The sequence below is a fragment of the Clostridium sp. AM27-28 genome (assembly GCF_003480955.1).
In the GTDB taxonomy this organism is placed as follows: domain Bacteria; phylum Bacillota; class Clostridia; order Lachnospirales; family Lachnospiraceae; genus Otoolea; species Otoolea fessa.
The window spans coordinates 95,793-107,250 of sequence record NZ_QUJT01000007.1 but is presented as its reverse complement, the minus strand read 5'-3'; the positions used below and the strand labels follow the sequence as shown (position 1 = coordinate 107,250).

The following is an 11,458-nucleotide window of genomic DNA, read 5'->3' as shown; positions in this document are numbered from 1 at the left end:
GACGGTTTCAATATTCCCCTGAACTTTGATTTTATACTGCATAGCGAAAGTATGCAATGTATATTCAGGATTGGGGTAGTGTTTTACTTTTTTGATATTTCTTCACATATTTTTTAACTCAAAAATATACTTGTTCTGCCGGGTATTCTGTTCCCATAATATTTCGTAACGTATCGAAATTAGTATTTCTTAAACGCCTTCCAGTTACATTTGTTTGCAAATAAAGTATATAGTCCTGCAAGTTTTGAAAATTTTCATTTTGAACATTAATATCTTTCCGTAAAAAACTTCCTATCGCAGTATTTACAGCTTTGACCTCATAATTTCTCACATTCCAATATGGATGTAATTCTAATTTTTCATATATTTCTTTTAGCATTCCATTCATTGGTTGCGGATCATTAATATGTAAAATCATTAATGAACGTGCAAACAAAATCAAACTTCTTAATTTAGAATTTTCTACATTGTTTTTATTCCCATTTCCAGTTCCACCATTACCTCTTCCTACACCATTGTTATCTTCTATGAAGATACTTCGCTTCTTTGGTACTGGTTTATTCCAACTCTTAAGCATTTTCCTTCCAATTGTCTCTGAAAAAACCGGGAAATATTGGATATCCTTGATTACGTCACAAACTCTAAACATTATGAAAGAATTTTCAATATCACGATTACCCGTTGCATAACTGCTGACAATTTTCCCAGGCAATAATTCTTCAAAAGACTCTACATCAACTTCAAAATCTTTTCCTATACTGATTCTATCCTCTCCATTTTTACAATATTCTTTCTTAAAAATTGCAATCTCATATTCATTCGCTGTTCTCAATCTTTACCCTCCAATCTTATACTATTTTTGAAATAATTTCTTTAAATCTATCCCGATCCCATTAAAATTAGGCTCTAATAATATTGATTCTTTCAAATTTTTCCAAAATGACTTCTTTATACCATCATCAAAAAAGAATTCTCGAATATCCTCATCTAAGTATATGTTTTGCTCTTTACAGTCTATAAATTTGTTCTTACCATCATCAATACATGCTTCTCCTGTAAGAATAAAAGAAAAATTACCTCTTGCCGAACGTAACTGCATTTGTACAACTTGAATATGGCTTTCGCAATCATAAAAAACATCATATTTAAAGTGCTTTTTCTTTTTTAAATTTTTATTATTATCAAAAGGATCTACAATATGTAATTCTGTCAATCTATAGTCTACAGGTAAAATAAAATTATAAATACCACAGCTTCCATATCTAGAACTCTCAACAGGTATAAACATATGCTCAAAACAGAAAAAAATCTTACCATAACTGTCTGTAAAATCTTTAATTTTACAAGTAGTAGAAAGCAACTGACATTTGTCAGAATTATATACTCTTAGCAATCCCACATCCTTATCTGTATTTTCCTTTACATCTGTACAAATATCAGATAATCTATCAACCACTATTCTATTATATTGATTAATGGGTATAAACCTATATGTTTTAAGCATTCCTTTCGTATCAATAAAGTCAGTTAATAAAATACTTAAATTCATATGTATCCTCCCTACACTTTGCCTTTTGCCAAAATGTATATCAACAATTCCGAAAATCTTACCCCTGGGGTAAATCAGTTTCCGCATGTGTCTTCTGCGGAAACTGAAACACACAACCATTTTTGCCACAAATCGGCGCAACCCTTTGATTTACCGGGCTTTTCTCGTCAGAAGAGTGACTGTTTCAACGGTATTCCCTTTGTCCCACAAAAGCTCCGTAACTTCCCCGCCATCCTTGAACACCGGAAAATTCAGACCAATCCGCTTTAGCGGATATTCAGACTCGTCATTCCTGTAAATTTCAATTTCCTTAATCAAGGCTGTGACCACATTTCTCTTTTCTTCGTCATTTATTATATTATAAACGCAGTCGAAATTCACCATGATTTTGTAAATATTCTCAAGAGTAATTGCCTGCTGCTTAATTGCATCTCGCCGAAGTCTGGCATCTTCGATTTTTTCCTCCAGCTCAACAATGACATCATATAGGGAATCTAACCGCAAGGTCATATCATGGAGCTTTCGTTCCCGATATTTTGCATCAGCAGGGAGACTGTCAATTTCCCGTTCCAATCTTGTTTTATTCAGATCAACTTCCTTCAGCTTTGCCTGATAGCCCTCCAGTTCTTTATCCACTGCTTTCGTGTCAATCTGAACGCCAATCCGTTTTTTAATGGCTTGGGCATATTCCTCATTCCTTACGATCTCACGAATTGCCTCAATGACCATCGGTTCAATATCGGTCTTTTTCAGCATCGCCTTATATTCACAATGCTTACCCCGGACCATCCTATTCCGACTACATACATAATAGTAAATTTCTTTGTAAGTGCCATCTTTATTTGTCCATGCGTGTTTATTCGTATACATGGGACTTCCACAAACCGGGCATTTCAGCAGACCTGATAACAAATGAACTCGATCCCGCCCAATTTTTGACGGTTGCTTTACTCCGGTTCTAAGACGCTTGGCATGAGCCTTTTCCCATACCTCCTCACTAACGATTCCTTTATGCTGTCCCTCTGTCAGAATGTAATCGTCATTTCTTTTCATCTGGTAATCGTTTTTTGTGCCTTTGACTTTTTCCTTCGTTCTCCGTCCATAGGCAATTTTACCGCAATAAACCGGGTTATCCAATATCAGTTTAATAAAATGTCCTGTCCAATCCTCTAATGTGCCATTCTGCCTCGGAATTTTCCGTATACCTTGTAAGTTCAACTGATTCGCAATACCACCCAAACCGATTTCCGATGAAGTATATAATTCAAAAATCTTCCGTATTGCCACAGCCTCTGTTTCTTCAATCATCAGCTTGTTATCTTCCAGTGTATACCCGTAGGGAGCAAAGCCACCATTCCATCCACCTTGCCGTGCCTTTTCGCGCCGCCCGTTCATCGTCTGCTCGATAATATTCTCACGCTCAATCTCAGCCACAGCAGATAGTACAGAAATCAAAAGTTTTCCGCTTGTCTGAGAGGAATCAATCCCTTCTTCTATGCAAATCAGATTTACACCATAAGATTGAACCAACTCCAAAGAGTTAAGTATATCTGCTGCATTACGGCCAAACCGTGACAGCTTATACACTAAAATATAGTCAATGTCCAAGCCATCCTCAATATCTCTGAGCATTTTTTGAAAGGCAGGCCGTCCCTCAATGGATTTACCGGATTTACCGGCATCTTCATAAGTATCAACAACGATCATTTCCTCACGATCCGCAAATCGTGTCAGCATATTTTTTTGACCTTCCAGGCTGTATCCGTCCACTTGCATCTCTGTGCTGACCCTCGGATACAAAACACAGCGTTTTCCATATCGGTTCATAATTCATACCTCCAAAATTTACTTTTGGAAAATATCCTATGTAAAGCTGCGATTCTCACGCAGCTCCGTCAACCTCGCCCAGCACTCTCATACCATATTTCTCGATGATATGTGCCAGCGAAGTGATAAACGCTTCAAATTTTTGTTCCGCCAGAAGTTCTTCTGACCGGATTTCATCTGAAGGAATCAATGCACTTTTATTCTGGATATTCTCCATTCAGAATCACCTCCGCAATTCCTAACGAAATTATAACTCTACTTGCACAGCCTGAAAATGATACGGCCTTTCGGCACCTTTACGTAATCCCCAGACTGCACAAGAGCGTCTTGTTTATGTTTTCCATGTCATCCTTGTTTAGATGACCAATATAGTTTTTTAACCTCGACTTGTCGATTGTTCTGATCTGTTCCAGCATAACAACAGATGGTTTCACCAAACCGCATCTGTCATTTAAGTGGTAATGCGTGGGGAACTTTCTGCTTTTTTTGCTTACACTGGTAATTGCTGCAATAATAATCGTAGGACTGAAACAATTTCCCACATTGTTTTGAAGAATAAGTACAGGACGAGAGCCACTTTGTTCAGAGCCGATACCAGGGCTTAAATCAGCCGAATATATGTCACCTCGATGGAATTTTTCAAACATCACTCTCGCCTCCTTAATATCTTAATACTTAAACAGCCGCACCAGTCTGATAGAAATCTTCGGATAAAAACCTGGTGCGGCTACTGTTATTCTGTTCGGATTACTCGTCATATTTGCCACGCCCCCTGACGATGGGAACACAACAGGTCTCCGCTGGCGCGGCTGTCATAACTCCGCAGCATCGTTCGTATCGTGTGCCACAGGGTTCCCCCCAAGTCTTTGGCGGGCCGTGAGGAAGTATCTTTAAGCCCCCATGCAGTCATCGCGCCGGATCTGCCACAATCCGTTTTATGAAATCGTAGATCGCTCCGAAGCAGTTCTTTCATCACCTCCCTGACTGCTCCATCTTCGCGGCGTTTCACATTCGCTCGTACATGAGTTATGTACCTGTTGTGCTGTCTATTCAGTTTTCAAAGATCTTGAGGTCACGAGGATAGCGTGTCCTTCTAATAACCGTGAGGCTTTGAGCCTTTCTTTCAGGGGCGTTACAGACGATTTTTAAGGAAAGTCTCCATGTTCCGAAGGCCGCGCTGGATAGATTCGCTGACCGATGCAACGCTGACTCCTTCGCTCTTGGCAATCGCTGATTCTGTCAGTCCCAGGAAGTAGTAAGCATAGATGCGCTTGGCCTGCTTGTCCGGCAGAGCGGCAATCGCAGCGTGAAGCTGCTCCATCGTCACTTTGCGCTCATACAGCTCACAAGGGGTCATGGAAACGAAAAGGGCATCATACTCAATTCCGTCTCCGCGATCCAGAGAATAATGCGCCTTGTGGTAATATGTACGGCGGCGGTATGCGGCCTCCAGGCGGTCATGCTCTTTCATAACAGCGGCTACTTCATCAGGAACCTCAATAATGTAATCGGTCTTATAAAAATCGGGATACTGCTCCCGCAGATTGATCTTGGTCATAATTTCCTCCATTTCAGTTGTTAGGGACAAAGGGCAACCGAAATGGCTATGGCGGAGAGCGACACCGGGGATGTTCGGGAAAATTCCCGTAAAATCGACAAAGAAAAACGTCAGACGGCCTTAATAGCTGTCTGACGCATTTTGTATGATATATTGTACGATTGTGCGGATTATTTACGCTTGATTGCGCGTGTCCGTGTGTATAATTTCTCTTTGGTAGGTCATTGATTTTTTTAGGTAATCACCTACCTGAAAACCATAATTCTGCTGAAATAAATAACCGCCCATCGTAGACTCCTCAAACGGCAGTCACGGGCGGTAATGGAAATATGCCCTGCCGTGAAAGGCCGTTTTTTTTATTGGCCTCCCGTCAGGGCTTTTATGTATATTTTATCTTTCAAAGGTGCATGATAAACACATATCAATACGCGTGATTGGGTGATGGTAACTTCCTCTTACGCACGATAGAATGTAATAGAGGTGAGCAATCATGCCGGAAGATGTATTTGTGTATTTGGGACAGTGCCTCAGAGATGCAAGAGAAGAATGTGGACTGACCCAACAGGAGCTTGCGGATCAAACCGGCAGAGGGCTTCGTCATCTCCAGGACATTGAAAAGGGCAGGAAAAATCCGTCTTACGATGTACTGGCATCCTTTATCAAGCGATTAGGCATTTCTGCTAATGAGCTGTTTTATCCTGACGCTTCGGAACAGGAAAAGCAAGTACAGCATTTCATGGGAAAGTTTCTGGCCTGTACCGAGGATGAGCGGCAGATTATCTTGAAAACACTGGATTGTATGGCGGAGCAGTTTATCAGCCGACGTTACAAATCCTCCGATCCGCAAAATTATGAATAAAACCAGCAGGGCAAAATGCAATTTGTTTCTGCTGGTTTTATTTTGCCTCCGGCAGTAGACGTAAATTTTCCTAGCCCAATCAATCGCCACTATTTTGTTTCCGGTATTCAGCCGGTGCAATCTTCATGACATCTCGAAATGCTGTTGCAAATTTACTCTGATTCTCATATCCAACCTGGCTGGCAATTTCTGCTATGGTTGCCTGCGTCTGACGAAGCAGAGCAGCGGCCTGTTTCATGCGGTACACTTTCATATAGGTTCCAATGGGCTGTCCATAAACTCCCTTGAACGTATCCTTTAAGGTTGCCGTATTGATAAGATACTCTTTGGAAAGTTCCTCAATCGTTGGCCGTTCCTGCAAGTTGGAGATAAGCCGCTTGTGAATGTCCCGTACAATCTCCACCTGGGGAGAAGTATATAACTCTCGCTGCTTTTCTTTATTTACATCCACCATACACAAGAATAAGAGAAGCTCCTGCACCTTCAGCATGAAGTATGGCTTTTGCAGGCGATCCGGTACGGAATACAGTTCAGAAAAGATATGCTCAATCTCATCCTTGGCCCGCATGACAAAGCATGAGCCATCGGCACAAAATTTGTTTTTGAAATCTGCAATACCAATACCGCTCTCGGCGAGGATTCCAGGCGGATTTTGAGAAACCAGCTCCAGATCAAGCACTACTGAGATTCCGCGATAATGTCTCAAAGGAAAGGCCATTTCAGAAGCACAGTTATCCATTGTATGAATGGAAAGATCCCCTTCTCCGAGGTACAGGCAGGAACCGCTTTGCAATACGCTCCCTTCACGCCCTTCCCGGCAATGATTGATCTCCAGCACATTCTTATCAATGGTTCCGTCCCAATAACAACTCGTTGCTTCAAAATCATTGTAAATAAGCTGGATACCGGGATAAACCTGATAGACTGTCATAAGCCCCAGGCCATCCTCACAGTCCATTTTATAGACGGTGCAATATCCGTCATTATCTTTTGGAATAATCGCAGATAACCCCGTAGCATTGGTGATAGGGTTTTTGTTCATAGTATTCATTCCGTTATCTCGTATTTGTTCTGCCAGGATTCTCCTGGCGTCTTTTATTATATAGTTTTTTCTCATTTTATACCGCTCCAATCGGCAGGATGTGCAATCCAATCAGAAAGCAAATTCTATTATAGTGCAGCCCTGCCGAATGTGCAAATATACGAAAAAGCCGATGCCCTCCAAAACGGAAAACATCGGCTATATGTGGGATTTTATTTGCTGCAATATTCCTTTCCTACACAACCGGAACAACTGCCGCTACAACAAGAACCATTTTTGCGGTTCTTATGGATTTTTCGCACAGCCCATATTGCATAGAAAACAATCCCGATAAGGATTATACCAGTAACAAGCATCTAAAACTCCTTTCTGACTGGAAACTCACAACTTATTAGCTTTGGGTCTCCGATCCTCTTTTCAAAATCCAAAGTCCAAATGCGACCACTGATAAAATGGCCGCTGAACGAAGCACTTTTCCAAACGTCATATTCATACCTCACAGCAAAAGTCCAACACGATAAACCACAAAAGTAACAGCCCAGGCCACAACCAACTGGAACAGGGCCGAGAACAGCATCCACCTTGTACTGCCGGATTCCTTGCGAATTGTAGCCAGGGCCGCTGCACAGGGAACGTAAAGCAGGCAGAAAATCATCAGGCAAAACGCATTGAGCTGTCCAAAACCGGCTGCACCCAGGATGCCGACCAATGTATCCATTCCCGCGCCGGAGTTGATATTGGGAATCCCAAACAGAACGGCACAACTGGACACCACAACCTCTTTTGCAGAGATGCCAGCTATCAGAGCAACCGCTATCTGCCAGAATCCCAGTCCAATCGGTGCAAAGATCGGTACAAGCCAATGGCCCAGGATAGCCCCGAAGCTGTCTGCCATTTCCGTAGTATAGCCATGCGGCCCAAAGTTCAGGATCACCCACATGAGGATAGATGCTACAAAGATAGTAGTACCTGCCTTGGTAAGGTAGTCCTTTACCTTTTCCCATACATAGATTGCCACAGTTCTGGCGCTGGGGGCCTTATATTCCGGCAGCTCAATCAGCAGATAATTTTCCGATTTTCTCCGGTCAATCAAATGGATGATCGCCGCTACCAGGATAGCGACCACCAGGCCGATCAGGTACATGGAATAGGCCACGAGCATGGCGCGTTCCTGAAAGAACATCTCGGCAAACAAGATGTAGATTGGTAGACGGGCGCTGCAACTCATAAAGGGCGTAATCAACATGACCTTAAAACGGTCACGCCGGTTTTCCAAAGACCGTGAAGCCATGATTGCCGGAACAGTGCAGCCAAATCCCAAAATCATGGGGATAAATGCCCGTCCGGAAAGTCCCAGCTTGCTCATAATCCCTTCCATGACATACGCAACACGGGCCATGTATCCGCTGTCCTCCAGAAAAGCCAATGCCAGAAACAGAATGAAAATGTTCGGCAGGAAAGTCAGGATACCGCCCACACCGGCGATGATGCCGTCTACCAGCAGGGAGCGCAGCACTTCATTGACCCCGACAGCAATCAGTCCATCGCTTATCAATGCCGACAGGCTCTCAATTCCTAATTCCAGGAATCCTTTCAGCCAATCGCCAATGGTAAAGGTCAGGAAGAACACCGCCGCCATGACAACGAGGAAAATCGGGATGCTCCAAAACTTATGCGTCAATACACGGTCTACCTTTTCCGTCAAAGCATCTTGACGGTCCTTATTGACCAGAACCTCCCTGATGATTTCCTCGATAAAATCATACTTCTCATTGATAATGTCGGATTCATAGTTCCGGTCGATCACATCCGGCATATTGACCGGATAACGTGCAGAGATTTCCTTATCCTGCTCCAGCAGCTTAATGGCGTGCCAGCGGTAATTGGACAGGTTCGGATATTTCCGCTTCAGCTCTGCCATGATAAGATCAATCTTGTCCTCAATAGCATCACTGTAAACCATTGCGTATTCTGAATGGTGGTCGTGCCGGTGTTTTGGAGTATATTTATGATGATGAATCAGACACTCCGGATCTTTACAGTCTTTATGGTGCGCGGCTGCATGAAGCAGCACATCCAGTCCTGTCCGTTTTCTGGCTGAAACTGGAATGACCGGGATGCCCAGCATTTCCGGCAGTCTGTGTGTGTCAATCTCCATGCCGCGCTTTTCCACAATGTCCATCATGTTCAGCGCCAGCACAACCGGCTTGCCCAGCTCCAAAAGCTGCAAAGTTAAGTATAGGTTTCGCTCCAGAGCGGAAGCGTCCGCAACATCAATAATCACATCGACTTCATCGCTTAGTATAAACTGTCTGGATACCTGTTCTTCCATTGTGTAGGAGGTCAGGCTGTAAGTGCCAGGAAGATCGACCAGTCGAATATTCAGATCATGGTCTTTAATGGCACCCTCTACTTTCTCAACGGTTACACCTGGCCAGTTTGCCACTTTCAGATTTGCACCGGTGTAAGCATTGAAAAGTGTTGTCTTTCCGCAGTTCGGATTTCCGATGAAGCCGATAGTCAAATTTTCTCTCATCGGAATTTACCCCACTAAAATATTCTTTGTGATATTGCGCCCAAGTGCAAAGCGTGTTCCCCTGACTTTCACAATCAGGACACCCCGACTTTTGCTGTTCAGAACAGCGATAGAGGTTCCACGGGTCATCCCAAGGGCCTCCAAACGCTTTTCTATATTGACAGGCAGATCAATATCCTCAACTTTATATTCATTTCCTATTTTTCCATCGCAAAGATACATGAACGCTCCCTCCTCACCGATTTACGGAAGAAGTCTCCGGCAGCTTGCCAAACTCATAAAGCATCATAGAAACGGTAATAACCACCAGAATTGCATCTGTCAGAGCAATCGCCAGCCATACGCCACGAATACCCATGCCGCCGATCATCGGAAGAACCACGCAGAGAGGAATAAACAGAATAATCTGGCGGAACAGCACCAGCCAAGTTGCCTTTTTCGCCTTGCCCAAAGACTGGAACAGGGTTACGGCAATCATAAAGCTGCCTTGCAGGACATAAGTGCTGAACATGATACGGAAGTTGGTTGCACCCGATGCCGCGATACCCGGCGTTGTCAGGAACATGGATAAAATCTTCTCTGGAAACAGCTCGGCAGGAATATAGAACACCAGCGACAGCAGCGTTGCAGCAGTAATAAAAACCCTGGTCAGCGTCTTTACCCGGTCATAGTCCTTTGCACCATAGTTTGTACCGGCGGCAGGCTGGAATCCCTGACTGATCCCCCACAGAGGAACGAAAGAGAAATTCCAGAAGCGGAGCGCCGCACCTAAAAGAAGCTGTGAAGTTTCCCCGCCATAGTTCGATGCCACACGATAGATCACTGTCTGCTGTACCAAGGTCAGAATCTGCATCAACAGAGCAGATACCCCGACAGAAAGAACCTGGGGAAGCAGTTCTCCGTCAATGCGGATGCGCCCAATCTTCACATGAGGACTTTTTTTCTTGAAATACCACAGCGTAATTGCAGCCTGGACAAACTGGGAGAAAATCGTTGCATAAGCAGCCGCCTCAATGCCCATACCGTAGGGATTCAGGATACTGATAAAAATAGGGTCAAGAATGATATTCAAAATAGCGCCGCTGGCAATAATCGTCATTGCCTTTTTAAGCTGGCCTTCTCCGCGAATGACCATGTTTGCACTTTGAAAAAAGTTTACAAACAAGGAACCGGCAAAGATAATCCGTAGATATTTTTCCGCATAATTCAAAATGTTGTCGCTGGCTCCGGTCAGGGACAAAAGCTGGCGGGTGAACACCATGCCTACCACTGTATAGATAACGGACAGCAGAAGAACCATAGCAACCAGGTTGCCCATGATCTTCTTAATTGTGTTTTCATCCTTCTTGCCGATAGCGCGGGACAGTACCGATGCAGAACCCACGCCCAGCATGGCCGCTGAACCGGCATTGATAAGCGTCAAGGGATAGGATACCGATATGGCTCCCATCTGCACGTCACCGACCATCTGGCCGACAAAGATGGAATCCATCATGTTATAAAGCCCAACGACCACCATGCCAAGAACCGCAGGGATGCTAAGTTCAATCATCAGCGGCCAGGGGCTTTTTGTTAAGAGCTTTGTTCTTGTGTCAAGTGCCTGTTTCATCACTCTATTCCTCCTGGTCTATTTTAATTTCGAGGTATCCAGCAAAGCGCGCCAGTGACGTGCCTTGCTGGATTAGCCATATCTAACTAACCACTTAAAGTATATAAAATCCGGGCTTCTTTGTACGCTCCCAACCGCAGGATTTACAATCCAATCTGAAACGAATTTAGGAGCGGAAAGGACATAAGGCCCTTTCCGCTCCCGTTGTTACTGTATCATTTTTTCCAGTAGTTTCAGGGCTTCCTCAAGTTTTGGATTTACGGCGTCCGTTTGCAGGGCCTCCCGGACGCAGCTTCGTATATGGGCTTGCAAAATCTGCTGATTGGCGCTTTTTAATAACGCCTGTGTAGCAAGAAGCTGATTGGAAATATCCACGCAATAGCGATTTTCCTCAACCATTTGCAGGATACCGTCAATTTGTCCTCTGGCGATTTTTAACTTGTGAACAATATCGCCTTTCTTGGCCTTCATAAACGGC

General features: G+C 43.7%; 14 protein-coding genes. 1 reads left to right on the top strand and 13 read right to left on the bottom strand.

The annotated features are described in order from the left end of the window. Positions 1–118 precede the first annotated feature (118 nt). From DW720_RS09250 to DW720_RS09225, 7 genes are all read right to left on the bottom strand, one after another. On the bottom strand, positions 119–832 hold the full coding sequence (locus DW720_RS09250) for a hypothetical protein (protein WP_118629645.1): 714 nt from the start codon (positions 830–832) through the stop codon (positions 119–121). Between the two features lie 21 nt (positions 833–853). Next, complete coding sequence (locus DW720_RS09245; RefSeq protein ID WP_107001159.1) at positions 854–1,549, bottom strand: hypothetical protein; 696 nt, start codon at positions 1,547–1,549, stop codon at positions 854–856. A 150-nt stretch (positions 1,550–1,699) separates the two neighbouring features. Beyond that, positions 1,700–3,376, bottom strand: a complete 1,677-nt coding sequence (locus tag DW720_RS09240; RefSeq protein WP_118749558.1) for a recombinase family protein — start codon at positions 3,374–3,376, stop codon at positions 1,700–1,702. Between the two features lie 55 nt (positions 3,377–3,431). Then, positions 3,432–3,593 (bottom strand): hypothetical protein, encoded by a 162-nt coding sequence (locus tag DW720_RS15735; RefSeq protein WP_004797315.1) that lies wholly within the window; start codon positions 3,591–3,593, stop codon positions 3,432–3,434. 79 nt (positions 3,594–3,672) lie between these two features. After that, entirely contained in the window at positions 3,673–4,023 is a 351-nt protein-coding gene (locus tag DW720_RS09235) for a type II toxin-antitoxin system PemK/MazF family toxin (protein ID WP_002576184.1), read from the bottom strand. Between the two features lie 107 nt (positions 4,024–4,130). Next, complete coding sequence (locus DW720_RS09230) at positions 4,131–4,385, bottom strand: hypothetical protein (protein ID WP_009003393.1); 255 nt, start codon at positions 4,383–4,385, stop codon at positions 4,131–4,133. A 123-nt stretch (positions 4,386–4,508) separates the two neighbouring features. After that, positions 4,509–4,934 carry a sigma factor-like helix-turn-helix DNA-binding protein gene (locus DW720_RS09225; protein ID WP_025491709.1) on the bottom strand — a complete coding sequence of 142 codons (426 nt, stop codon included), beginning with the start codon at positions 4,932–4,934 and terminating at the stop codon, positions 4,509–4,511. 490 nt (positions 4,935–5,424) lie between these two features. Here DW720_RS09225 and DW720_RS09220 point away from each other — a divergent pair, with 490 nt between their 5' ends. Next, positions 5,425–5,793, top strand: a complete 369-nt coding sequence (locus DW720_RS09220; RefSeq protein WP_002576186.1) for a helix-turn-helix transcriptional regulator — start codon at positions 5,425–5,427, stop codon at positions 5,791–5,793. 79 nt (positions 5,794–5,872) lie between these two features. On the opposite strand, the gene DW720_RS09215 is transcribed toward DW720_RS09220, so the two are convergent. The 6 genes from DW720_RS09215 to DW720_RS09190 form a co-directional block, all read right to left on the bottom strand. Further along, positions 5,873–6,844: an AraC family transcriptional regulator gene (locus DW720_RS09215; RefSeq protein WP_330419975.1), complete on the bottom strand. Its 972-nt coding sequence runs from the start codon at positions 6,842–6,844 to the stop codon at positions 5,873–5,875. A gap of 203 nt (positions 6,845–7,047) precedes the next feature. Then, entirely contained in the window at positions 7,048–7,191 is a 144-nt protein-coding gene (locus tag DW720_RS09210) for a FeoB-associated Cys-rich membrane protein (RefSeq protein WP_080637114.1), read from the bottom strand. A 140-nt stretch (positions 7,192–7,331) separates the two neighbouring features. Then, entirely contained in the window at positions 7,332–9,371 is a 2,040-nt protein-coding gene (feoB, locus tag DW720_RS09205; RefSeq protein ID WP_118667176.1) for a ferrous iron transport protein B, read from the bottom strand. Positions 9,372–9,377: 6 nt separating this feature from the next. After that, positions 9,378–9,593 carry a FeoA domain-containing protein gene (locus tag DW720_RS09200; RefSeq protein ID WP_002576189.1) on the bottom strand — a complete coding sequence of 72 codons (216 nt, stop codon included), beginning with the start codon at positions 9,591–9,593 and terminating at the stop codon, positions 9,378–9,380. A gap of 13 nt (positions 9,594–9,606) precedes the next feature. Next, on the bottom strand, positions 9,607–10,980 hold the full coding sequence (locus DW720_RS09195; RefSeq protein ID WP_025580749.1) for an MATE family efflux transporter: 1,374 nt from the start codon (positions 10,978–10,980) through the stop codon (positions 9,607–9,609). Between the two features lie 207 nt (positions 10,981–11,187). Continuing rightward, positions 11,188–11,451 (bottom strand): metal-sensing transcriptional repressor, encoded by a 264-nt coding sequence (locus DW720_RS09190; protein ID WP_025580748.1) that lies wholly within the window; start codon positions 11,449–11,451, stop codon positions 11,188–11,190. Between the last annotated feature and the right edge of the window lie 7 nt (positions 11,452–11,458).

Coding starts and splice junctions, on each gene's coding strand:
- DW720_RS09245 (WP_107001159.1), bottom strand. CDS start 1,549: ATGAATTTAAGTATTTTATTAACTGACTTTATTGATACGAAAGGAATG.
- DW720_RS09240 (WP_118749558.1), bottom strand. CDS start 3,376: ATGAACCGATATGGAAAACGCTGTGTTTTGTATCCGAGGGTCAGCACA.
- DW720_RS15735 (WP_004797315.1), bottom strand. CDS start 3,593: ATGGAGAATATCCAGAATAAAAGTGCATTGATTCCTTCAGATGAAATC.
- DW720_RS09235 (WP_002576184.1), bottom strand. CDS start 4,023: ATGTTTGAAAAATTCCATCGAGGTGACATATATTCGGCTGATTTAAGC.
- DW720_RS09225 (WP_025491709.1), bottom strand. CDS start 4,934: ATGACCAAGATCAATCTGCGGGAGCAGTATCCCGATTTTTATAAGACC.
- DW720_RS09220 (WP_002576186.1), top strand. CDS start 5,425: ATGCCGGAAGATGTATTTGTGTATTTGGGACAGTGCCTCAGAGATGCA.
- DW720_RS09215 (WP_330419975.1), bottom strand. CDS start 6,844: ATGAATACTATGAACAAAAACCCTATCACCAATGCTACGGGGTTATCT.
- DW720_RS09210 (WP_080637114.1), bottom strand. CDS start 7,191: ATGCTTGTTACTGGTATAATCCTTATCGGGATTGTTTTCTATGCAATA.
- feoB (WP_118667176.1), bottom strand. CDS start 9,371: ATGAGAGAAAATTTGACTATCGGCTTCATCGGAAATCCGAACTGCGGA.
- DW720_RS09200 (WP_002576189.1), bottom strand. CDS start 9,593: ATGTATCTTTGCGATGGAAAAATAGGAAATGAATATAAAGTTGAGGAT.
- DW720_RS09195 (WP_025580749.1), bottom strand. CDS start 10,980: ATGAAACAGGCACTTGACACAAGAACAAAGCTCTTAACAAAAAGCCCC.
- DW720_RS09190 (WP_025580748.1), bottom strand. CDS start 11,451: ATGAAGGCCAAGAAAGGCGATATTGTTCACAAGTTAAAAATCGCCAGA.